General features: G+C 61.0%; 17 protein-coding genes. 13 read left to right on the top strand and 4 right to left on the bottom strand.

Annotated features, from left to right (window positions below; all coding sequences use genetic code 11):
- The first annotated feature begins 260 nt into the window (after positions 1–260).
- The 11 genes from RCAS_RS05650 (at position 261) to RCAS_RS05700 (ending at position 17,437) form a co-directional block, all read left to right on the top strand.
- The gene (locus RCAS_RS05650) at positions 261–3,038 is read left to right on the top strand and encodes a heavy metal translocating P-type ATPase (RefSeq protein WP_041331730.1); all 2,778 of its coding nucleotides are present in this window, start codon (positions 261–263) and stop codon (positions 3,036–3,038) included.
- Positions 3,039–3,169: 131 nt separating this feature from the next.
- The gene (locus RCAS_RS05655) at positions 3,170–3,655 is read left to right on the top strand and encodes an NUDIX hydrolase (RefSeq protein WP_012119640.1); all 486 of its coding nucleotides are present in this window, start codon (positions 3,170–3,172) and stop codon (positions 3,653–3,655) included.
- On the top strand, positions 3,652–4,245 hold the full coding sequence (gene ruvA, locus RCAS_RS05660) for a Holliday junction branch migration protein RuvA (protein WP_012119641.1): 594 nt from the start codon (positions 3,652–3,654) through the stop codon (positions 4,243–4,245). The genes RCAS_RS05655 and ruvA overlap by 4 nt, the downstream gene beginning before the upstream one ends.
- A gap of 156 nt (positions 4,246–4,401) precedes the next feature.
- Entirely contained in the window at positions 4,402–7,509 is a 3,108-nt protein-coding gene (locus tag RCAS_RS05665) for a PAS domain S-box protein (protein WP_157042563.1), read from the top strand.
- Complete coding sequence (locus RCAS_RS05670) at positions 7,506–8,681, top strand: PP2C family protein-serine/threonine phosphatase (protein WP_012119643.1); 1,176 nt, start codon at positions 7,506–7,508, stop codon at positions 8,679–8,681. Before RCAS_RS05665 ends, RCAS_RS05670 begins: the two co-directional genes overlap by 4 nt.
- 1,509 nt (positions 8,682–10,190) lie before the next feature.
- Positions 10,191–12,281 (top strand): cellulose biosynthesis cyclic di-GMP-binding regulatory protein BcsB, encoded by a 2,091-nt coding sequence (locus tag RCAS_RS05675; RefSeq protein ID WP_232280188.1) that lies wholly within the window; start codon positions 10,191–10,193, stop codon positions 12,279–12,281.
- A complete protein-coding gene (locus RCAS_RS05680; RefSeq protein ID WP_456300004.1) occupies positions 12,278–14,356 on the top strand; it encodes a glycosyltransferase in 2,079 nt (692 codons plus the stop codon). The genes RCAS_RS05675 and RCAS_RS05680 overlap by 4 nt, the downstream gene beginning before the upstream one ends.
- A 720-nt stretch (positions 14,357–15,076) precedes the next feature.
- On the top strand, positions 15,077–15,430 hold the full coding sequence (locus RCAS_RS05685; protein ID WP_012119646.1) for an STAS domain-containing protein: 354 nt from the start codon (positions 15,077–15,079) through the stop codon (positions 15,428–15,430).
- Positions 15,420–15,860 (top strand): ATP-binding protein, encoded by a 441-nt coding sequence (locus RCAS_RS05690; protein ID WP_012119647.1) that lies wholly within the window; start codon positions 15,420–15,422, stop codon positions 15,858–15,860. The genes RCAS_RS05685 and RCAS_RS05690 overlap by 11 nt, the downstream gene beginning before the upstream one ends.
- 96 nt (positions 15,861–15,956) lie before the next feature.
- Positions 15,957–16,742 (top strand): hypothetical protein, encoded by a 786-nt coding sequence (locus RCAS_RS05695; RefSeq protein ID WP_012119648.1) that lies wholly within the window; start codon positions 15,957–15,959, stop codon positions 16,740–16,742.
- Entirely contained in the window at positions 16,742–17,437 is a 696-nt protein-coding gene (locus tag RCAS_RS05700; RefSeq protein ID WP_012119649.1) for an HAD family hydrolase, read from the top strand. The genes RCAS_RS05695 and RCAS_RS05700 overlap by 1 nt, the downstream gene beginning before the upstream one ends.
- Before the next feature lie 116 nt (positions 17,438–17,553).
- Here RCAS_RS05700 and RCAS_RS05705 read toward each other — a convergent pair whose 3' ends face one another.
- The 3 genes from RCAS_RS05705 to RCAS_RS05715 all read right to left on the bottom strand — a co-directional run bounded on the left by RCAS_RS05705 (position 17,554) and on the right by RCAS_RS05715 (position 19,855).
- On the bottom strand, positions 17,554–17,712 hold the full coding sequence (locus RCAS_RS05705) for a Flp family type IVb pilin (RefSeq protein ID WP_012119650.1): 159 nt from the start codon (positions 17,710–17,712) through the stop codon (positions 17,554–17,556).
- A 247-nt stretch (positions 17,713–17,959) separates the two neighbouring features.
- Entirely contained in the window at positions 17,960–19,033 is a 1,074-nt protein-coding gene (locus RCAS_RS05710; RefSeq protein WP_012119651.1) for a sensor histidine kinase, read from the bottom strand.
- A 66-nt stretch (positions 19,034–19,099) separates the two neighbouring features.
- On the bottom strand, positions 19,100–19,855 hold the full coding sequence (locus tag RCAS_RS05715; RefSeq protein ID WP_012119652.1) for a polyprenol monophosphomannose synthase: 756 nt from the start codon (positions 19,853–19,855) through the stop codon (positions 19,100–19,102).
- Between the two features lie 129 nt (positions 19,856–19,984).
- On the opposite strand from RCAS_RS05715, the gene RCAS_RS05720 reads away from it, so the two are divergent.
- Together RCAS_RS05720 and RCAS_RS05725 are read left to right on the top strand one after the other, a co-directional pair.
- Positions 19,985–21,505 carry a hypothetical protein gene (locus RCAS_RS05720; RefSeq protein ID WP_198136009.1) on the top strand — a complete coding sequence of 507 codons (1,521 nt, stop codon included), beginning with the start codon at positions 19,985–19,987 and terminating at the stop codon, positions 21,503–21,505.
- 10 nt (positions 21,506–21,515) lie between these two features.
- Positions 21,516–23,027: a hypothetical protein gene (locus tag RCAS_RS05725; RefSeq protein ID WP_012119654.1), complete on the top strand. Its 1,512-nt coding sequence runs from the start codon at positions 21,516–21,518 to the stop codon at positions 23,025–23,027.
- Positions 23,028–23,039: 12 nt separating this feature from the next.
- On the opposite strand, the gene RCAS_RS05730 is transcribed toward RCAS_RS05725, so the two are convergent.
- Complete coding sequence (locus RCAS_RS05730; protein ID WP_012119655.1) at positions 23,040–24,284, bottom strand: ABC transporter permease; 1,245 nt, start codon at positions 24,282–24,284, stop codon at positions 23,040–23,042.
- Positions 24,285–24,372 lie beyond the last annotated feature (88 nt).

Consider the following 24,372-nt stretch of genomic DNA (forward strand, 5'->3'; position numbering starts at 1 on the left):
TGCCTTTGTTCTGCCCGCCAGTGACCCGGCGGATGGAACGCTCCCCTGTATCAGCCCCGCGAAAGCGGAACCTGGTTGCGATAAGCGCAGGATTTATGCCTGCGTGATGGGTGCCCGAGCGGACGGTACAGCGTAGTATGCGATGCGTCACGATCCATGTCAATGCATATTCGTGCCCATAGTGACAGGTGTGTTGGTCGAAGTACGATCTTTCGGGTACAATGTTATATCTGATATTTGCAACAATCGGAAAAGTAACGATGCCTGAACAAACGATACATCTTGCCGTCACCGGCATGACCTGCGCCTCCTGCTCGGCGCGTGTCGCAAAGGCGTTGAAGAAGGCGCCCGGCGTGACAGATGCGACGGTTAACCTGGCGAGTGAGCAGGCGGAAGTGCATTTCGATTCGTCCCTGGTGACGCCGGACCGCCTGATCACGGCGGTTGAGGAAGCCGGGTACGGCGTGATCACCGAACATGTCGATATTCCGATCACCGGCATGACCTGCGCCTCGTGCGCGGCGCGGATCGAAAAGGCGTTGCGCCGCGTTCCCGGCGTCATTGATGCCGCCGTCAATCTGGCGAGCGAGCGTGCCACAGTAACGTTCACGCCGGCGGATGTCACCTGGAGCGATCTGGTTGCTGCGATTGAAGATGCCGGGTATGGCGTGATCGACCAGCGCACCGCAGCGGATGCTGGCGAAGATGGCGAGGCGGCGGCGCGCGCGCGCGAACTGGCAAACCGCCGTCGGACATTGACGGTCGCTGTCGTTCTGACGGCGCCGCTCTTCCTGCTTTCGATGGGGCGCGACCTGGGGTTGATCATGCCCTGGCTGATCGGCGCGGGCGCGGAGATGGCACGCTCCATGAGCGGACCACTCCACGAGATGATGAACCATATCGCAGCGCGCGATGATCTGCTCAACTGGCTGTTCATGATCCTGGCGACGCCGGTGCAGTTTTATGCCGGGCGCGATTTCTACGTCCACGCCTGGAAAGCGCTGAAGAACCATCGCACGGCGACCATGGACACGCTCATCGCCGTTGGGTCGTCGGCGGCGTACTTCTACAGCGCAGCGCTGATGGTCACCGGCATGGCGGGACACGTCTATTTCGAAACAGCAGCGGTGATTATCACCCTCATTCTGGTGGGGAAATACCTGGAAGCTCGCGCAAAGAGTCAGACCGGCGCCGCAATCCGGGCGCTGATCGGGTTGCAACCAAAAATGGCGCGTGTGGTGCGCGGTGGTCGCGAAGTGGACATTCCAGCCGCCGATGTGCGTCGCGGTGATATCGTTGTTGTGCGCCCCGGCGAGAAAATACCGGTCGATGGCGTCATCATCTCCGGCTCGTCGGCAGTCGACGAGAGCATGATCACTGGTGAGAGCATGCCGGTGGAGAAGCGTGAGGGGGATACGGTCATTGGTGCGACGCTGAACCGCAGCGGCGGTTTCCAGATGCGCGCAACACGGGTTGGCAGGGAGACGGCGCTGGCGCAGATCATTGCGCTAGTGCAGCAGGCGCAGGGGAGCCGCGCGCCGGTGCAGCGCCTTGTCGATCAGGTGTCTGCCGTGTTCGTGCCGATAGTCCTGCTGGTTGCGCTCTTGACCTTTCTTGGCTGGTTCTTCATTGGCGGAACGGGATTCACACAGGCGATGATTTTTGCCGTGGCGGTGCTGGTCATCGCCTGCCCCTGCGCGCTTGGCCTGGCGACGCCGACAGCCATCATGGTGGGGGTTGGCACGGGTGCGGCGCATGGCATTCTGATCAAGAATGCCGAAAGCCTGGAACGCGCCGGAAAAGTGCAGACGGTTGTGCTCGACAAAACCGGCACGGTGACCGTCGGCAAGCCGGCGGTCACCGACATTGTCGTTCACGCGACAGATGCGCTGGCGTCTGTTGTGCAGAGCGCACCCTTGATCCAGACGCAGGCAGATGACAGTGTGCATCCAAATGGCTCGCAAGACGTTGTTCGTCAGACATCTGATGCTACGGCGATGGCAACGATCCATGGCATTTCCGTCGCTGCTGCCGATCTCGGTGATCGGCGCGCGGATCTCGAACAGTTCCTGAAGAGCGTGGGAGATGGCGACCTTCCTGATGCTCATCCGCTGTCCGCAGCCGTCACCCGCGTCGCGCAACAACGTACCGAACTGCTGAGACTGGCGGCGAGCGCTGAGTCGCGCAGCGAACACCCGCTCGGCGAAGCTATTGTGCGCGCGGCGCAGGACGCAGGCATCAGCGTTGTCCAGCCTGAACGCTTTGAAGCGATTGCCGGGCACGGCGTGATTGCCTTGGTCGAAGGGCGGACGATCGTGATCGGCAACCCGGCGCTGATGCTCGATCGCGGCATTGATACCTCGGCGCTCGACGCGCATGTGGCGCGCTTGCAGAGTGAAGGCAAAACGGCAATGATTGTCGCTGTCGATAGAATGGCAATGGGCGTCATTGCCGTCGCCGATACGGTCAGGCACACGTCGCGCGCGGCAGTCGAAACGTTGCACCGCCGGGGAATTGACGTATTGCTGATCACCGGCGACAACCGGAGAACAGCGGAAGCGATTGCGCGTCAGGCGGGGATCGATCGGCACAAGGTGTACGCCGAAGTTCGTCCAGAAGACAAGGCGCGCATCGTCCGCGAGGTGCAAGAAGGTGCAGGGATGCGCCGGATTGTCGCCATGGTCGGCGACGGAATCAACGACGCGCCAGCGCTGGCGCAGGCGGATGTCGGCGTTGCTATGGGCAGCGGCGCCGATGTGGCGCTGGAAACCGCCGATATTGCTCTTATGCGCGGCGATCTGCATGGTGTGGCGCAGGCAATCGATCTCAGCCGGCGCACCCTCCAAACGATTCGCTGGAACTTGTTCTGGGCGTTTATCTACAACGTCTTGCTCATCCCGGTCGCTGCTGGTGCGCTCTACCCCTTTACCGGCTGGCAATTGAACCCCATGCTGGCAGCTGGCGCAATGGCGTTCAGTTCGGTCTTCGTTGTGACCAACTCACTGCGGTTGCGGCGGGCGCTCAGTGTTGAACGTTGAAGGTTGCCGTTGCCCGTTGTGTAGGGGCGCCTGTGGGCGCGCAGATGTTGGCGTATGGACAGGCAGGCGAATGTCTATCATTGTCCAAAACGCCAGACGTTCACGCGATCGTATCATAACAGGTACAGAATGTGGTCGGTAAACCATCGTTGCTTGCTCATCACAAACCCATCTATGCCGTTGGCGCGGTTGCCTATCGCTATGACGCTCGTGGACGATTGCAGGTATTGGTGATCAAAAAGCGCAACGGTTACTGGACGCTGCCCAAGGGCGGGGTGCGTCCAGGCGAAGAGCATGCCACAGCGCTGTTGCGTGAGTTGCGCGAAGAGACCGGACTGGTCGGCATTGTCGAAGATGAAGTCGCGCAGGTTCAATATATCACGCCGCGGCGGCGACTCCCACGACGCAAGATTGTGACATACTATCTGGTGCGCGTTGCATTGGACGCGATTGCCATTCCTGGCGCGCATCCCGGCGAAGTGATCGAACAGGTGCGTTGGGTGCGACCGCAAGGGGCGCAACGGCGGGTCAAACGCAAACGGATTCGCAACATCATCGCGCGCGCAGAAACATGCTTACGCGCGCGCAATGATCAGAGTGTAACAGAATCTCAATGATTGCTTCGGTGCGAGGAACCCTGATAGCAGTCGCTGCCGATCACGTCGTGATCGAAACCGGCGGCATCGGCTGGATGATCTATGCGCCGCGCCAGGTGCTCGCTGCGCCTGGTGACATCGGCGCTGAGATGCGCCTGTTCACCTGTCTGATCGTGCGCGAAGACGCACTCACTCTCTATGGCTTCAAGACGGTCGAACAGCGGCAGTTGTTCGAGACGCTCCTCAGTGTGACGGGCGTTGGTCCGCAGGCGGCGTTGAATCTGCTCTCATCGGGAACAACCGATGAACTGCGATTGGCGATTGCCACCGGCGATGTGGCGCGGCTGGCGCGCACGCCGCGCATCGGCAAGAAACTGGCGGAACGATTGGTGCTGGAACTCAAAGGTAAACTCGATATCAAAGGATTGCCTGTTGCGCCAGGCGTCTCCCCGGCAGTCGCCGCAGTGAACGCTGAACTATCCGAGATGCTCGTCAGCCTGGGGTTTAGCAGCGCCGAGGCGTCCACGGCAATCGCGGCGCTTCCGCCCGACGCCCCGCTCGACCTTGAAGAACGCCTGCGGCTGGCGCTGCGTTATTTCGGCGCCCGGTAAGGTCATAGGCGGCAATGACCGAATCGTCATCGTAGCACAGGACTGAAGTACGATTGACGTGGCTCGTTGCCTCCATTACAACTCTTGCCATAGCAGCGGTCGCAGCGATTGATCGTGCTGCAAGAACGCTGCATCATGCCGCGCACGATTGAAACCATGAATACGACACACGCCGCCTCATCGTCAGCACAGGTGATCCGGCGCATCATTGCCGGTTTTGCGCTTGCGCTCGGCTCGATCACCGTCATTGCGTTGATCTCCTATGGATGGACGCAATACATCCTGGCAAACGAGCGTGATCGCTTCAATCTGCTGGCAGCCAACAGTCTGCAGCTCATCCGCCTTCAGCAAATTGCGCTCGCAGCGGAACAGGTGATGGACACGTCCGATCCCGAAATAGCGGCGCAGGCGCGAGAAACGTTGAGCGCCGCCATCGATGAGATGGCGCAGTCGCAGCAGGAACTATCGCGCATGGTGGCAACGTTGCCGCCGGACGATCCACTCTGGCGCCTGTACGCTGATCCGGCTACGGCGTTCGATGCGCGGGTGCAGGAGTTTCTCGCACGCGCCCGGCGCTTGCGCGATACTGCCCCTGATCCGCAGCACCCTGATCTCCAGGTGATCCGTCGGATGGCGCTGTATGACCTGCCGCCCCTCTTTCGCAACGCCTCCCGTCTATATGTCGATGCGCGTCGCAGCCTCCTGCAAACGCTCGACATCATGCATGCGACCTTTCTTGGCGTGACACTCCTGGCATTAGCGTTCGAGGGCATCTTCATCTTTCGCCCAATGGTGCGAGAGGCGCGCGGCTATATAACACAACGCGACGTAAGCGAATCTCGTTTGCGTGCGCGCGAACGGGTGACGCGCGCGCTCTATGACATCACCTCAACGTCGCAACTGGATCACTTGCAGAAAGTGCAGGCGCTTCTTGAGATGGGATGCGACTACTTCCACATGCCGGTCGGCGTATTGACTCGCATCGATGGCGAGGAACTCGAAATAGTCGCCGTGCGCGATCCTGGTCATCGGATGAAGCCTGGCGAACGTTTCCCGCTTGCTGATCGCTATTGCGCCGCCGTTCTCGACGCAGGCGCACCGGTGATCATTGATCATGCATCGCAATCCGGATGGAATGACCATCGCTGCTATCGGTTGACCCGCATGGAAGCATACATCGGCGCGCCGGTCCAGGTGCGCGGCACGACAGCGGGAACGCTCTGTTTTGCGAGCGCCATGCCCCGCACAACGCCGTTCACCGATGGCGATTATGACCTGATCCGACTGATGGCGCAATGGATCGGCAGTGAGCAGGATCGCCTGCAAACTGAAGCAGCGTTGCGCGAGAGTGAAGAACGCTTCGCGCTGCTCGCCAGCGTTACGACCGAAGGAGTGATTATCAGTGAGCAGGGGATGATCGTCGACGCCAATGCCGCTGCTGGAACTCTGTTTGGCGTGCCGCCGGAGCGTTTGCGCGGCATGCCGGTCTTTGAGTTTACGACGCCAGAAGGGCGCGAGAAAGTCGCGCGCGCGCTCACAACCGGCTATGATCGTCCTTATGAGGTGCTCGCCCGGCGTATCGATGGGACCCTCTTTCCCGCTGAGGTCACCGGTCGCAACATTCCCTATCACGGTCGCACGGCGCGCGTGACGACGATCCGCGATATTTCGCGGCAGCGACTGGCGGAAGCCGCACTCCGCGCCAGTGAAGAGCGGTTTCGCCAGTTGGCGGAGAACGTCAATCAGGTCTTCTGGATGTCTACTCCATCGCTCGACCAGATCCTGTACGTCAATCCGGCCTACGAACGCATTTGGGGGCGATCCTGCGATAGCCTGTATGCTCAACCGTCCTCGCTCTTCGAGGCGATTGTTCCTGAAGACCGCGAGCGAGCGCTTGCGCTTCATCGGGCAGAGTATGCGCGCGGATACAGTATCGAGTTTCAAATCCTGCACACCGACGGTCAGCAGCGCTGGATCCTGACCCGCGCATTCCCGGTGATCAACGAGGCGGGCGCCGTGTATCGCATCGCCGCGATTTCTGAAGATGTCACCGAGCGCAAACAGGCAGAGGCGGAATTGCGCGCCGCAATGACGGCGCTGGAAGTGCAGTATCAGACCGCAGATCGCGCCCAGAGCGAACTTCGCGCCATCCTCGACGCTTCCAGCGAGGTGATCGCCCTTCTCGCGCCAGATGGCGCGTTCCTGACCGTCAACCGTCGTTTCTGTGATATATTTGGCGTGCCTGCCGATCAGGTGCTGGGACGACGCCTGATTGATATGCGCGCCGAGATCCGGTGGTTCTTCGGTGATGCCGATGAGGTGTATGAGCGGATGCTCAGCGCGTTACAGGATGCTCAAGACGTCTTCCGTGAGCAGGTAGTGCAACTCAGACCGCAGCATCGTGAACTCGCCATCTTCTCCGCGCCGGTCTGGACTGCCAATCAGGTCCACCTTGGGCGACTCTACGTCTTCCGCGATGTCACCCATGAACGCGCCGTTGAACGCATGAAGTCCGAGTTTGTGGCGATGGTGTCGCATGAACTGCGCACGCCGCTGACTTCTATCAAAGGGTATATCGATATGCTGCTCGATGGCGATGCCGGACCGCTTGCCGTCGAGCATCAGGAACTTTTACAGATCGTCAAATCGAATGCCGACCGGTTGCTGCTCCTGATCAACGATCTGCTCGATATGTCGCGCATTGAGGCGGGGAAACTGATGCTCCACCGCGCGCCGCTCGATGTTCGCCCGTTGATCCGTCAGGTTGCCACAGCCCTGCGCCCGCAACTGGACGCAAAACACCAGCGTCTGAATCTGGACCTTTCTGAAACCCCTCCCGATGACGCGCCGCCGCTGATGTTCGGTGATGCGGCGCGTGTCCATCAGATTTTAACCAACGTGCTCTCGAATGCGATTAAGTATACACCTCAGGGTGGCGAGATTTCAGTTCGTCTCTCCGTGGAACCGCCGTGGATGTGCATCGCCGTGCAGGATACCGGCATCGGCTTGACCCCTGAGGAACAGGAGCGCATCTTCGATCGTTTCTACCGCGTGCGCAACCGTGCAACGCGCGAAGCCAGCGGAACCGGGCTTGGTCTGGCTATTACCCGGTCGCTGGTTGATCTGCACCAGGGGCGCATTACCGTTGAGAGCGAAGCAGGCAGAGGTTCGACGTTCCGGATCTGCTTTCCGCTGCTGACCTCGCTCGATGGCATCAATGACGATGAGGCATTGGCGCAAGTTTCGACGGGGGAACTGACGTGAACGATTTGTTCGAGCAGATCAGCGGACAGACGCCTTCTGTGCGCCACATTCTGGTGGTCGATGACGATCCCGACATCAATCGGCTGCTGCGCGCGCGTCTTACCGCGCGCGGGTACGATGTTTCGACCGCTGCCAGCGGTGAAGAGGCGCTGACGCTGCTCGCCGATTCACCCGCAGATGTGATCTTTCTCGATATTTCGTTGCCCGGTATGAACGGGCTGCAAACGCTGGCGGAGGTGCGACAGCGCAGGTTGGATGCAGCCGTGATCATGACCACAGCGTTCGGTTCCGAGCAAATTGCGGTCGAGGCGTTACGCCAGGGCGCCGATGACTATCTGCGCAAACCGTTCGAGTCGGACGAGTTTCGTCGGGTGCTGGAACGCACCGTCCAGCGTCTGGAACTCGAACGCCAGAATCGCGTGTTGCGCCAACAACTCGAAGCGCATCATCGCCGCCTGTTGAGCGAAATGGCGCGCGCCGCCGAGGTGCAGGCGCGCCTGTTGCCGCAAATGGCGCCGGTGCTGCCGGGTTTTCAACTCGCTGCCGAGTGCATCCCCGCCCGCGATGTTGGCGGTGATTTCTACGACTGGCAGCAACCGGCGCCGCATGTGCTCAGTTTCTGGTTGTGCGATGTGATGGGGAAAGGGCTGGATGCAGCACTGCTGATGGCGACCGTGCGCGCCGTGATGCGCGCTGTTGTGCGGAGCAGCCCGCCTGCCGAGGCGATGCGCTATGTGGCTGCCGCACTGAACGATGACCTGATCCAATCAGGACGGTTCGTGACCCTTTTCCTGGCGCAACTCGATGCTGGCAGTGGACGACTCGCCTTCATCGACGCCGGTCATGGGCTGGCATTCGTGCGGCGCGCCAATGGCAGCGTCGAAACGTTCGATACGCCGCGCGGATTACCACTTGGCATCCTGCCATATGAACAGTATGATCAGCGCGAGGTGGTGATGAATCCAGGCGATGCGCTCGTTGTATATAGCGATGGTCTGATTGATGCGCGCGTTGATCTCAATCTGACGCCGCAAGCGCTGGCGGATCAGTTGTGCGGCGCTGCCAGCGCTCTGGCAATGCTCGACCGCCTCGTGACGCTGCTGGCGCCGGTACAGACGCCGCCGGACGATATGACGTTGCTGGTGCTGTATCGGAAGACGGATCAGGGTTGACATGTGTCTCTTATCCACGAAGAAAACGAAGGGACACAAAGGGTAGGAGCATCCACATTCTTTGTGATGCTGCGCGCCCTTCGTGGAAGAGTTACTCGCTGGGGGTGAGATGCGGCGCGTATCCGCCAGGATCGCGCAGAACCATACCGGGTGGGAGAGGCAACGGCTTCGTGCCGCTTCGTGTCCTTCGTGGAAGAGTTACTCGCTGGGGGTGAGATGCGGCGCGAGTCTGCCGGGATCGCGCAGAACCATACAGGGTGGGATCGGAAGACGGATCAGGGTTGACAAGTGTCTCTTATCCACGAAGAAAACGAAGGGACACAAAGGGTGGGAGCATCCACATTCTTTGTGATGCTGCGCGCCCTTCGTGGAAGAGTTATACCAATTCCCTGTGAACATCCGGCATGGTCACCCCGAGCAAAGCGAGGGGTCTTGCGCGACCCGCGCAGATTCCTCGCTGCGCTCGGAATGACAAGAATGCGGCATCTTCAAGCGTCATTGGTATTACTCGCTGGGGGTGAGATGCGGCGCGAGTCTGCCGGGATCGCGCAGAACCATACCGGTAGGGAGAGGCAACGGCTTCGTGCCGCTGCGCGCCCTTCGTGGAAGAGTTACTCGCTGGGGGTGAGATGCGGCGCGAGTCTGCCGGGATCGCGCAGAACCATACCGGGTGGGAGAGGCAACGGCTTCGTGCCGCTTCGTGTCCTTCGTGGAAGAGTTACTCGCTGGGGGTGAGATGCGGCGCGAGTCTGCCGGGATCGCGCAGAACCATACAGAGTGGGATCGGAAGACGGATCAGGGTTGACAAGTGTCTCTTATCCACGAAGAAAACGAAGGGACACAAAGGGTGGGAGCATCCACATTCTTTGTGATGCTGCGCGCCCTTCGTGGAAGAGTTATACCAATTCCCTGTGAACATCCGGCATGGTCACCCCGAGCAAAGCGAGGGGTCTTGCGCGACCCGCGCAGATTCCTCGCTGCGCTCGGAATGACAAGAATGCGGCATCTTCAAGCGTCATTGGTATTACTCGCTGGGGGTGAGATGCGGCGCGTATCCACCAGGATCGCGCAGAACCATACCGGGTGGGAGAGGCAACGGCTTCGTGCCGCTTCGTGTCCTTCGCGGACCATGCGCTGGTGCGGGCTGAGCGGCGGCGCGTATCCGCCAGGATCGCGCAGAACCATACCGGGTGGGAGAGGCAACGGCTTCGTGCCGCTTCGTGTCCTTCGCGGACCATGCGCTGGTGCGGGCTGAGCGGCGGCGCGTATCCGCCAGGATCGCGCAAAACCATACCGGTAGGGAGAGGCAACGGCTTCGTGCCGCTTCGTGCCCTTCGTGGAAGAGTTACTCGCTGGGGGTGAGATGCGGCGCGTATCCGCCAGGATCGCGCAGAACCATACCGGGTGGGAGAGGCAACGGCTTCGTGCCGCTTCGTGTCCTTTGTGGAGGACAAATCCATGCACACGTTCCGAAGATGTCAAGCCCATACGTTGCTGAGCATGGCAAGGATGCTGCTCATACTGAGTGTGCTCGTCTTCACGGTGGCGCCTTCGACGCCAATCGCTGCGGCACAGGCACAGACCGACGCGGACACCTATCGCTTCGCCGATCTTGGCTACGGCGACCGGACGGCGCGGACGATGTATGGCAATCTGGACTATTTCTTTCCGGTTCCCGCAGGCGAAGAACCACTCGAAGGCGCGCGCCTGGACCTGGTATACAGCCACTCGCCGCTCCTCGACTCCGAACGCTCGACAATGACCATTGTTGTTAATGGTCTGTCGGTTCAGAGTGTGCGCCTGACCTCCGACACACGCGCGCGCGCGACCCTGACCGTTCCGCTGCCACTCTCGGTGTTCGGCGGCGATGGGTTTTTCGTCCAGGTGCGCTTTCATATGCGCCTGACCCGTGATGAGTGCGAGGAGACGCGCAATCCGGCGCTGTGGGCCACTATCCACGGCGACTCGCGGTTGACGCTGCCCACTCAATCAATCAGTGCGTATCGTCTCGATCAGTTCAACTGGTTGTTCGCGCCTCCTCCTGACCATCGCCCGCCGCTGGCGCTGGTCATTCCTGCCGAACCGTCGCCGGAAGAACTCGAAGCCGCCGGGCTGGTCGCTTTTCAACTGGGGCGTCGGGCTGCCGCAATCCGCGCCGAGCCCCGACTGGAGGTTTTCACGACGCCTCCCGACCGCGCCGGTGTCATCGTCGGTAGTGCTCCGGCGCTGGCAGCGATGCTGCCGTGGGGCGTTGTCGATTGGGATGGGCGCGCGGTGACTATGGCGGGCATTCCGATCTCGACCGATCACGGTGTGCTGGCGCTGGCGGAGAGCAGCGTGCCGCGTCTGCTCGTCAGCGGAGCGACGCCATCGGCAGTGCGCCTTGCTGCCCAAACGTTGAATGATCCTGACCGCCGCACATTACTGGATGGCGCGTATGTGGCAGTGACCGATGCGCCGGTTGCTGCACCTTCGTCGTTGCCATGGGCGAATGGCGCTGCCAGTTTCGCCCAACTTGGCGTATCGTCCCGTACCGTCATTGGTCCCGGTGAGCACCGGATCGACCTGGCGTTCACCCGCCCCGCCGGTTGGCAGTTGCATGATGGCAGCGTGTTGACCCTCGATGTGGAGGCGACTCCGGCAGTGCGACAAGAAACGTCGTGGATCGCCGCCAGTGTCAACGGTATTGACCTGGGTGCGCAACCGCTTAAGTTGACAGAACCCAACCCACATCGTTATACGTTCGCGCTTCCCGCCGATCTCTTGACCGCCACGCTCGACGGTAGAGCGGTGCGCTATCTCGATCTGACCGTGCGCCTGTTCCTCGATCCGCCAGAGACAGGATGCGTGGTTGTTGACGGCGATAGTTTGCGTGCAACGTTGCTCCCCACTTCTGCCTGGCGCCTTCCGCACAGCGTCAGTTCCGCCTTCGATCTGGGGCGTTTTCCCGCGCCGCTCCTCAGTGTCGATACCTCGCTGCCGTTGATCATCGTGCTGCCGCAGCAACCTGCGGCGGCGGAACGCGCCGTAGCGTTGCAATTGTTGGCAGCGCTTGGACGCTGGGCGGATGCCGACGGCTTGCCGCCGCCGCGCCTGGTCACCGTTGATCAGGTGAATGAACGCAGTGGACGCCATCTCATCCTGATTGGTGGGGCTGAGCGCAACACACTGAGCGCCGAAGCCATCGCTCGCCAACCAGATCGGTTCGCTGCCCGTCAAACGGTGGTGTATCGACCGAATGAAACCGCTCAGGGACGCCTGGTGTTGGGTCCTTCACCCTGGCAACGCGATGCCGGGGTGTTGATCATCGACGGCGCTACGCCAGATGATCTTGCTATCGGCGTCACTGCGCTCGAACGGCGCGAAACGCTCGAACGACTGCGCGGTCCGGTCGCGCTGATACGGCAGGACGCTCCGCCGCAGACCGGTCCTGCCGCTGCCGCACCGCCGTCCAGTCTGACGCCGCAGATCGAAACGTCGCTCCTTGAGCGACTTGCGGGATGGCAGATCGCCGGGGCAGTTCTGCTTGGCGCATTCCTGAGCGCTCTCGTCATTCTGCTGACCATTCAGGTGCGTGGTCGCACACGGCGGAGGGGATGATGAGTCATGTCGTCCACATGCTGTGGCTCGACGATCCCGACGTGCGCGCGGAATTGCGCCTGAGGCTGCTGCGCGTTCTGGTTGCCACGAACCTGCTCCTCGGCTTCCTGTACCTGAGTTGGCGCTACACCGCCACGATCAACTGGGCCGCCTGGCCCATTGCTCTTGGTCTGGTGGTTGCTGAAACATACAGTTACATTGACGCCTGGCTGTTCGGGTTGACCCTCTGGCGACTGAAACAGCGCGGTGAACCGCCTCCTCCGCCCTCTCAGGCCACAGTCGACGTCTTCATTACCTGCTACAACGAACCGGTTGAGATTGTGCGCGAAACGGCTATCGCTGCGCGCGATATTCGCTATCCACATCGCACCTACCTGCTCGACGACGGCAATTCCTCTGCGATGCGCGCCATGGCGCAAGAGATCGGAATCGGGTATCTGGTGCGATCTGAGGAATGGAAGGGTAAGCAACGCCACGCCAAAGCGGGGAACTTGAACAATGCCCTCTGCCAGACCAATGGCGAATTTGTGCTCGTGCTGGACGCCGACCAGATTCCATCGCCCGACATTCTGGACCGCACACTCGGTTACTTTGCCGACGAGCGCGTGGCGCTGGTGCAGACGCCACAGTGGTTCTACAACGTTCCACCGGATGATCCGCTCGGCAGTCAGGCGCCCCTCTTTTATGGACCGATCATGCAGGGTAAGGACGGCTGGAACGCGGCGTTCTTCTGCGGTTCCAACGCCATTCTGCGGCGTGAAGCGCTGATGCAGATTGGCATCGCCAACTATGTGCGCGATCTGGAATTGCGCGTACAGCGCGCCTTGCGCACTGCGGAAACCCTGTTGCGTCGCGCCGTGCGGCAGGCGCAAGCCGTTAACAATGGCGCAGCGCTGGCAGCGATCAACGATCTTCAGGCGGCAGTGCGCGCGAGTCGGCGCATGCTGCGCGAAGGGCGACCGATCCAGGAAGTGACCTGGTACTTCCAGCAGCGCGCTGCCGCCGCCGCGCGTCCGCTCGTTGTTGAAGACCTGGCGCGTCTGCGGGCAGAAGTGGCAACCATTCCAGGTCTCAATGAGGACGAGGATCTGACCACCAATCTCAGTCGGTCACTCGATGATGAAACGATTCTGCACGAACTGACGATACGTGAACGCTCACCGCTGGCAGCCATCGCCACCGTGCGCGAACTGCTGCTGGCAGTGGATGTTGATCGCTCCGATGAAGCGCAGCCGGTCATGCCACTGGCAACTATCTCGGTCACCGAAGACATGGCAACGGCGATGCGGCTCCACGCGGCGGGGTGGCGCTCAGTCTACCACGACGAAATCCTGGCGCGCGGGCTGGCGCCGGAGGACCTGCGTTCGGCGCTCCAGCAGCGCCTCCGTTGGGCGCAGGGCACCATTCAGGTGATGCTGCGAGAAAACCCGCTCTTCATACGGCGATTGGGCTGGGGACAACGCCTGATGTATTTCGCTACGATGTGGAGTTACCTCTCAGGGTTTTTCAGCGTCATTTACCTTGCTGCTCCGATTCTCTACCTCATCTTCGGCATGCTGCCGGTGCGCGCTCAGGCAGAAGAGTTCTTCTGGCGGCTCGTTCCTTACCTGATAACGAATGAGCTGGTCTTTGCCGTCGCAGGTTGGAAGCGCGCAACCTGGCGTGGGCACCAGTACAGCCTGGCGCTTTTTCCGCTCTGGATTCGGGCAGTGATCAGCGCCATTGGCAATGTCTACGCCGGGCGACCGCTGGGATTCGTGGTGACGCCAAAGGTGCGGCAGGGAGGGATGCATCTCTGGGGGCAACTGCGTCTGGTGCGCATCCAGGTTATCACAATGGCGCTGCTGATACTATCGGCAATCTGGGGGTTGGGGCGTCTGGCGCTTGGTGTTCAGACGGAAGGCATTCCAACCCTGGTCAACATCTTCTGGATCGGGTATGATTTGCTCATGCTGAGCGTTGTGATCGACGCGGCGCTCTATCAACCGGAGGAGCAGGAACAGTCAATGGCGGCGGATCGAGGATTTGGGGCGGGTCCGATCCCAACCCCCACAGAAGGCGGAATGGGCGGATAGACAGGGGCGGGTCTGTGACCCGCCCCCCCCAGGCGGGATAGGTGGAATGGGGAAGGGGCGGGTCTGTGACCCGCCCCCCCAGGCGGGATAGGTGGAATGGGGAAGGGGCGGGTCTGTGACCCGCCCCCCAGGCGGAATGAGGGAGGATGGGGAAGGGGCGGGTCTGTGACCCGCCCCCCCAGGCGGGATAGGTGGAAGGGGGAAGGGGCGGGTCTGTGACCCGCCCCCTCCAGGCGGGATAGGTGGAAGGGGGAAGGGGCGGGTCTGTGACCCGCCCCCTCCAGGCGGGATAGGTGGAATGGGGAAGGGGCGGGTCTGTGACCCGCCCCCCCAGGCGGGATAGGTGGAATGGGGAAGGGGCGGGTCTGTGACCCGCCCCCCCCCCAGGCGGGTCTGTGACCCGCCCCCCCAGGCGGGATAGGTGGAAGGGGGAAGGGGCGGGTCTGTGACCCGCCCCCTCCAGGCGGGATAGGTGGAAGGGGGAAGGGGCGGGTCTGTGACCCGCCCCCTCCAGGCGGGATAGGTGGAAGGGGGAAGGGGCGGGTCTGTGACCCGCCCCCCAGGCGGAATGAGGGAGGATGGGGAAGGGGCGGGTCTGTGACCCGCCCCCCCAGGCGGGATAGGTGGAAGGGGGAAGGGGCGGGTCGCAGACCCGCCCCCCCAGGCGGGTCACAGACCCGCCCCCCGACGGGTCGCAGACCCACCCAACGGGAGCATACCATGACACTCCTGAGTGAGCCTTGTGATGATGGCATCACCATTGTGCGGATGGACGGTCGCCTCGATCTGGTTACGGCGGCGCAGGTCAAGCAACAACTGACTGAACTGGTCGCCAGTGGTCATCGACGATTGATCTTCGATCTGGATCGCGTCAGTTTCGTAGATAGTTCCGGACTTGGCGCGCTGATCAGCGGGCTGAAGGTTGCGCGGCAGGCGGGTGGCGACCTGCGGATCGCGCGCGCCAATCAACAGGTGCGCACATTGCTCAACTTAACGATGCTGGAGCGAGTCTTGCGACCTTACGAGACGCTCGAGGAGGCACGCGCTGGCTACTCCCAGATCGTTGCTGATTGAAGCATACGTCGCCACACAGACAATCGATGAAGGACTTGATGCGCTCCACGACATGATCGACCGCTTCTGGGACGACGCTGCGCGCATTGATCGATTGCCCTCCGATAGATGGCGACACCTTTTCACAATGGCGCTAGCAGAAGTGGCAGCAAACGGGTTACGTCACGCCTATCCGCCCGATGCCGCCGAGCGACCGTTACGGGTGCGGCTGCGCCTTTTTCCCGATCGCATCGAGGCGTTGCTGATCGATCAGGGCGTGCCCTACCAACCAATCGCTTCCGCTCCCCACGCGCTCGACGACGAAACCGACATCGCTCTGCTGCCAGAAGGCGGGTATGGGCTGTTCATCGCGCGTTCGGCGCTCGAATCGCTGCGTTACCGTCGCACCCGCAGTGGGTACAACTGCTGGAAGCTGGTCAAAAAAATATAGAACGCGCGCCTTGCTTTACCACACGCCGTGGTATATACTTGCGATGGTATGCGTTTGCGCCACCGTCACAATCTTGCACACAAAGGAGGCTTCCAGATGGCTGATACGCAGACCCGTCGCAGCGCAACCGATCTTCAATCGGCGAATGCCTCGTCGTCTACCACACTGGCGCCGCGCCAGCGTCCGACGCCGCTGTGGGGGCGATCCCGCAATCAGACGCAGGCGCAGGCGGATAGCGGGCGACCTCAGCGTGGATCGCGCCTGACGTCATTCTGGAAAGCGTTGATCATTACATCGTTTGTGATCAACATTGTGCTTCTGACGGTGGTGCTGTTGCTGGTCGGGTTTATCTTCCAATGGCGGCAGCAGATCGCGTCGACTGCCGTGCAGGGTCAGGGGTTCGCCGCCGATAATGTCGCTGAACTGCGCAGCATTGTCGCTGGCTTGCAAGGAGCGACGATCCGCACAACCATCCCGCTCGATCAACCATTGCCGCTGAAGGATGCCGGTGTGGTCGTTCCGGTCGATCAGCAGACAACCGTGACACTCGTGGAGCCGGTGCCGTTGCAGTTGAGCGGCGCCGACATCGATCTCGGAAACGGCAATCGTCTGCGTGCCAATAATATCCGTCTGACGCTTCCCGCCGGAACGCCGCTGCGCATTGCGCTCAAGATGGACATCCCGCTCGATGATGTCACCATTCCGGTACGCCTCAACGTGCCGGTGGAGATTCCGCTCAAGGATACGGAACTTGGTCCGCAATTCCAGCGCCTGGGGTGGCTGGTTGATCGTCTGGTCGGTCCGCTTGCGCCGGTGCTGGGGCTTGATCCGATTCCGCCGGCGCCCCCTGCGCCACGGTATCAACCATCACAGCAACCGTAATGCGACACAAACTGATCCTGTGGGATATCGACGGTACCTTGCTGTACAGCGGCGGCGTCGCCGGTGAGGCGATGCGCGCCGCTATGACGCGCGTCTATGGTCGCTCTTCCGACAATGAGCGGCGCGCCTACGCCGGTAAAACCGATCAACAGATTATTCTCGAAACATTTCCCGACCGTCCAGCGGCGGAACTCCTCAGTCAACTGGACGTGTTTACCGCAACGTACCTCGACATCCTCAGCGAATGGGCGGAGGCGTTTCGTACCCGTGGGCGCGTACTCGAGGGAGTGGTTGACGTTCTGCGACGCCTGCGCGCTGAGGGTGTCGTTCAATCGCTGCTGACCGGCAACCTTGCGCCGGTTGCCCGGCTTAAGCTCGATCTGATGGGAATTGCGGAGTTCTTCGATTTCGACAGCGGCGCGTATGGCAGCGACAGTCCACGCCGGATCGACCTGGCGCCGATCGCGGCGGCGCGCGCGGCGCAGCGCCATGGGCGCGTCTTTGCACATGCCGACATTGTGGTCATTGGGGATACACCAAACGATATTGCCTGCGCGCGCGCGGCAGGCGCCCGCGCTGTGGCGGTTGCGACCGGTCCTTTCAGCATCGAGGAACTGCGCACTCACGCACCTGATGCCGTCCTCCCCAGCCTCGCCGATACCGGGACGGCGCTGGCAGCAATTCTCGCTGAGTAATCCAACAATAACGCCCCCTGGAAAATTCAGAGGGCGCTGCTCCGTTGTGCGTATCCAACAACAACGTCCCTCTGGATTTCCAGAGGGACGTTGTTCCGACGTGAGCGAACCGTGATTTAGCGGCTCAGACCACTGTTGATCTGGCTGAAGACCTGGCTGACGCGGTTGCCGAGCAGGGTGAGAATACCGATGACGACGATGGCGATCAGCACCAGGATCAGCGCGTACTCAACCAGACCCTGACCTTCTTCCTTGGCGAAAAAGCTGCGAACCATTGCGAGACCTCCTTGAACGTGGGCAGAACTAAATGAACCACGACTACAGTATAGGTATTCAATCTCTGGTTCTCAATAGGCAATCAGTCCCAAAAAAAAGACGGTACTCCGTGAAAAATTTCTTACTGGAATGGTAGGACTTTTGGGTAGTACGATGGGAGGGATTAAGGTTTGGGGGAGAGGGACGGGGGGGTAGGGGCCAGGGCAATGAACGCAATGAATGCAACGAGATGTACCCCTTACCCCTTTAACCCGCAGGCAAGGGAATAATCGCTTCGACGCGCGTGCCGCGACCAACGGCGCTTTCGATGCCGAACTCGCCTCGGAGAAGCGTTTCGACCTGCTGGCGTAGGGTGGCGATGCCCATGTTGCGCCGCCCGCTGTCGTCGGACAGCACCTCGCCGACGTGGAACCCGCTGCCGTCATCTTCGACCGAGACATGGATAACACGCGCTGCGCCGACATCATCGCGGATGCTGACCAGGACCCGCGCCTGGGAGGCGTTGGCGTGCTTGATGACGTTGTTGAGCGCTTCTTGAATGAATCGGAAAATGGCGACTTCGTAGTGCGGAGGGAGCCGCATTTCCAGATTCTGCACCATCAGGTTGATCTCGAGTTTGTTCTTTTCGCTGACCTGTTGCACGTACCGGCGCAGGGTCGGCGCCAGACCGAGATCGTCGAGAATCATGGGGCGCAGATCGAAAATGAAACGGCGCGTATCCTGAAGCGTGGCATTGATCGCATTTTTGAGCGCACCAAGCTCAGCGCGCGCCATTTCGGGGTCGCGGTCGAGTAGTCGCTGGCAGATTTCGGCGCGGAGCACCAGGTTGCTCATCGACTGAGCAGGACCATCGTGCATTTGGAGTGAGATGCGCAGACGCTCCTTTTCCTGCGCCTGGATGATGTCGGCGATTAACTGGTCGCTTCCGACCATCCCGCCAGCATTGCCGGCGGGTGTGGCGACGCCGAGGAGCGGTTCGAGCGCAGTGATCAGTTCGAACAACAGACTCTGGCGCTGCTTCGTCGCCTGCTGACGGTACTGGAGTTGTTCGAGTTGGCTGCGCATGGTCAGGAGACGCATCTGCACTTCCTGCGCAGACGCATAATAATTCTTAACATCGGCTTTGCTGTAACGATCAATATTGACATCCAGATCGCGCAGGCGATTCGAGACCGTCAACTCACGCTGTTGTAACTTTTCGACTTCATTCGATGTCTGTCGGAGCAGCGCTTCGATCTCGTTCAATTCACGGCGCGCTTTTTCCAGATCAGCGTTCGCTTTGTCGTAGAGTTCTTTGAGGGACGGAGGGGCGTCAGTCATTGGTGCGGCGACCTCCTGGAATCTATCGTTGTTTGCAGACTATTATACCACGCGCATATCCGGTGTTCACAGGTTGCGAAATCGGAGACGCCAGACGTTGATTAGCGCTTCGAGCACGATGCGCCGCGACATCTTCGAGCGCCCGACACGCCGGTCGGGAAAGATAATCGGCAGTTCGCCGATCCGAAAACCGGCGCGCATGGTACGGTACACCAGTTCGATCTGGAAGGCGTACCCGTTCGACTGAATATCATCCAGATTGATGGTTTCCAGCACGCGCCGCCGGTAGCAGCGGAAGCCGCCCGTTGCGTCCATCACCGGCAATCCAAGAATCGCGCGAGCGTAGAGGTTGCCGCCACGACTGATCAATTGCCGGATAATTCCCCAGTCGGTGGTTCCACCGCCAGGAACATAACGGGAGCCGAGCGCCAGGTCGTAGCGCGTTTCGGCGGCTGCCAGCAACTGTGGCAGATAGGAAGGATCATGGGAGAAGTCTGCGTCCATTTCGCAGATGAATGCAGCGCCTTCTGCGAGCGCGCGCCGAAACCCGGCAACATAGGCGCTTCCCAGACCGTGCTTCTCCGGGCGGAGCAACAACCCGACACGCGGCTCATCGTCAGCCAGTTCTGCGACCACGGCAGCCGTGCCGTCGGGTGAGTTGTCGTCGACCACGAGCACGCGAAATCGCGACATCTCCAGAATGCGCTGGATGAGTTCAGTGATGTTCTCGCGCTCGTTGTAGGTGGGAATAACGACCGTACAATCGGCGAGCGCGACATCCGTGGACATCCGATGGCGCTTGGTTGGGTGCAGCAATGTCATAGAATCTCCTTCATCGGCGTACAGCAAACCAGAGCCAGCGCAGTTGCTCTGCCGACGCCAGTCTATTATACTCATCGTACTGCGCGCGCTATGATCTCAATCATGGCGCAAGAGTGTAGCAATATGGCAATGAATACGACCAACGCTGCGCTTCCTCGACACACCGGTAGAGCGCTGCTGCCTGCGCTTGCGCACCTGTACGGCGCCATCCCGCTGGCGGTCGTCGTGGCGCTCATCGCGCTTGCCCCTACCGATCCGCACGATTTCTGGTGGCATTTGCGGATCGGTCGGATTGTCGCTGAGGCTGGTATTCCACGCACGAATATGTTCGCCTGGACGGTTCCGACCGATCAGCCTTTTGTCTACGCTGCCTGGCTCAGCGACTGGCTGTTCTATCAGGCATACCTTCTTGCTGGGTTGCAGGGTCCGGCACAGGTGCGCAATCTGCTGGGCATGCTCGCGTTTGCACTGGTGCTGCTCGATGCCCGTCGGCGCAGCGGCTCCTGGCGTCTGGCGGGGCTGGCAGTTCTCCTCGCGGGCGCGATGACAATCAATAATCTGACGACACGCCCGCAGAATTGGGCATGGGCGCCGTTTATGGCGTATGTCGTTCTTCTTGGCGCTTACACGGCGCGGCAGGTCGAATGGCCCGCACTCCTGGCGCTTCCGCCGCTGATGCTCTTCTGGGTGAATGTGCATGGTTCGTTTGTGCTTGGTCTGGCGCTGCTTGCGCTCTGTTGCGCCGGTGAAGGAATGCGGATGCTGCTGCGCCAACCGGATGCGCCCGACCGGCGGCGTGTGGCGGCGCTTGGGACAACGGCGGTGGCGACATTGGCAGCGACGGTGATAAATCCGATCGGCGCGAACATTTTCGGGTATGTTCTGAAATTGCTGACCGACCCGCCAATTCAGGGTTTGGTGAATGAATGGCAACCGCCGACCGTGCGAAGTCTGGCAGGGCAGGCGTTCTTTCTGGCAGTGCTGCTGTTGATAGCAGCGCTGGCGCTTGGTCGCCGCCGCCTGAGCCTGACCGATACGCTGCTGCTGTGTGCGTTTCTCTGGCTGGCATGGAGCGGAATGCGGCATGTGGTCTGGTTTGGTATGCTGGCAATGCCGATGCTGGCGCAATGCCTGGCGCACCCCGCATCGCGCTCGTTGCCGCAGCGCGGCGATCCGTTTGCGGGTATTGTTGCGCTCGTGCTGATAGCCGGAGTGGTGGCGCTGCAACCGCCATGCAAGCCACTCCTTGCTCTGCCGGCGCCGTACCGGGCGCTGTTTGCCGATGTTCCCGGCGCGCCGCTGATCTACAGTGCCGATACGCCGGTCGGCGCTGCGGCGTACCTGCGCGATCATCCCGGCGGGCGCCTGTTCAATGATATGGCGTATGGTTCATACCTGATCTGGGCGCTTCCTGAGCCGCAGGTGTTTGTCGATACGCGCGTCGAACTGTACCCGCTGGCGCTGTGGGAGGATTATCTGGCACTCAGCGAAGCGCGCAATTATGCCACACTCATCGAACGCTATGGCATTGATCGAGCATTGCTCAGCCGGTCGCGTCAGGCGCCGCTTGTTGCCGCGCTCGCCAATGATCCCGGTTGGGTGGTGGAATATGAAGATCGCTTCTCGATCCTGTATCGTCGTGAAAGGTGACTGATCGATCATGCCTTCAACTTCGGCGCTGGAATCGGTCTCGGAGCGACAGACGCGCCTGCGTCCGACGCTCGATCAGGTCTATCTCGTTGCAGCGTTGATGCTGATTGCGCTTCGCCCGCTGCTGACCCCTATTCCGCCGCACGATTTCTGGTGGCATATGGCGACCGGGCGCGTTATACTCGAAAGCGGAACGATCCCACAGGTTGACCTGTTCTCGTACACGCGCGCCGGCGAGCCATTCTTCAACCAGGGATGGCTGGCGCAACTGCTCATGGCGCTGCTGCATCAGATCGGCGGGTTGCCGCTCATTATCGTTGTGCAGGCGCTGGTGCTGACGCTGGCGTATGGGTTGCTGTTGCGTCTCTGCATTCTGCGCACGAACCGGGTGCGCATGGGTGCGGCAATCCTGCTGCTGGCGACGCTGCCGCTCTCGTTCGACAACTGGACGGTGCGTCCGCAAACGTATGTCTTCCCGCTGTTTGCCGGATTTCTGACCGTGCTGACGGAGTATCGCCTTGGGATGACGCGGCGGCTGTGGCTGCTGCCAATTCTTATGGCGCTGTGGGTCAATATGCACGGCTCGTTTGTGCTGGGTTTTGCGTTGATCGGCATTGTGTTCATAGGTGAAGCGATCAGGCGCTGGCGTGAACAGGGAGTTCTCGGCAAGACGCTCGATCCGTCACTCGTGGTGTGGGGTGCGGCAACCGCGCTCGCCACGCTGCTCAACCCGCGCGTCGCCGAAGTGCTGGGGTACGTGACCAATCTGCTCGGCAGCAGCCAGGTGACCGATCTGGTCACAGAATGGTCACCGCCAACCATCCGCGACATCAATGGCGCGATTTTCTTCCTGTTCGTCATTGTCACCGCTCTGGTGATGATCTATGCGCGCTCCAGACCCGACCTGACCGATCTCCTGTTATTTGGCGCATTCCTGTGGCTGGCGCTCGGCGCGACGCGCAATATCGTCTGGCTTGGGTTTGTAGCGACGCCGCTCCTGGCGACACAGGCGGCGACGTTGTTGCCGCCGCCCTCCCCTCGCCGGTTTCAGGGTGTTCCAACGATGAATGCTGCGCTCATTGGTCTGCTGGCGATTCTGTTGCTGATCGGCTCGCCGTGGATCAAACCTGCGCTGTTGCCGCCGGATGTCGGCGCGTTGCTGGCGAAGGGCACGCCGGTCGAGGCGACGCAGGCGCTTCAGGCGTTGCCGCAGCGGCCACAACGCCTGTTTCATGCAATGAGTTACGGTTCGTACCTGATCTGGGCAGCGCCGGAGCAGAAAGTGTTCATCGATCCGCGGATCGAGTTGTATCCCTACGACCAGTGGCGGGACTACATTCTGCTTGGTCAGGGCGCCGACGTTGAAGCGTTGTTGGCAAAGTACGCCATTGACGGCATGATGTTGAGTATCGAGGAACAACAGCCATTGCTGGAATATGCCCGCGCTCGCCCCGATCAATGGCGCGAGGTGTATGCAGACGACGAAACGGTAGTGTTGGTAACGCGGAACGTTCAACGTTGAACATCCAACGTCCTACTCATACCTGAGCGCATCGATCGGATTGAGGCGCGACGCGCGCACGGCGGGATAAATGCCGAAGATTAGTCCGACCGCGATCGACGTCAGCGTAGCGAGCAAGATGGCATCAAGTTGCACCCGCGCCTCAGCGCCTTCCGCGACCCCTTGCAGCAGCGCCGTTCCCAGCGCCGAGAGCGCATAGCCGAGCGCAATACCGAGCAATCCGCCAAGGAGACTCAGCATGGTCGCCTCGATGACAAACTGAAAGCGGATGTCGCGCCGCCGCGCGCCGACCGCTTTGCGCAGCCCGATTTCGCGGGTGCGCTCGGTCACCGAAACGAGCATGATGTTCATAATGCCAATCCCGCCGACCAGTAACGAGATTGCCGCAATTGCGCCAAGAAATGCCGTCAGCGCGCCGGTAATTGTGCCGAACGACGCGATCAGGTCTTGTTGCGTCACAATCGTAAAATTGTTGTCCTGAAAGGTCAACCCGTTACGACGGCGCAGCACCTCCGTTACCTGATCGATCACGTCATCAATGCGGCGCTCATCGACCGCCTGGATATAGACCACGCTGACGTCGATTCGGCTTACTGCGCCGGGCGGTGGCGGAAACAGGCGCGTCTGCGCCGTCGTGATGGGCACGAACACCAGATTATCTTCACTGGGACCGAAGTTGCCGCCGCGCGGCGCCATTTCGCCGATGACCTCGAAACTGACATCATTGATGCGGATGCGCTTCCCGATCGGGTCTTCATCGGGAAAGAGCGACGCGCGCACATCGGCGCCAATAACCGCAACGCGCGAGCGCAGATCGAGTTCCGTCTGATCAAAGAAGCGCCCGCTGACCACCCGGGCATTGCGCACCTGCGGATAATTCGGTGTCACCCCAGCGACGCGCCCATCGAAACCGGCGCCAGCGTAGACGATCAGCGCCCCCCGGGTCAACTGCGGCGTCACGGCTGCGGCAGCCGGAACATTGAGCGGATCGGCAAGGGCGGCGACATCTTCGTTCGTCAGTCGCGGCGGCACGCGCCGGTTCTGTTCAGGATCATTGGTGCCGGGAAACACAAAGACCAGGTTCGATCCCAACCCCTGCAACTCGCGTGTGACCAGCGTCTGAATGGCGCCGCCGAGCGCGAGGAGCGTGATTACCGCGCCGACACCGATAATAATGCCGAGCATCGTCAGCGCCGAGCGCAATTTATTGGCAGACAGGCTGCTCAGGGCAATGCGGATGGTTTCAACAAGGTTCATAGGCAAGGTCTGACCGATCGAAAGCGGAGCGCCTCACCTTTTGGACGACTCATACCAATTACCTGTGACCATCCGGCATGGTCACCCC

Origin of the sequence: Roseiflexus castenholzii DSM 13941, from assembly GCF_000017805.1 — a bacterium.
Taxonomy (GTDB): Bacteria; Chloroflexota; Chloroflexia; order Chloroflexales; family Roseiflexaceae; genus Roseiflexus; species Roseiflexus castenholzii.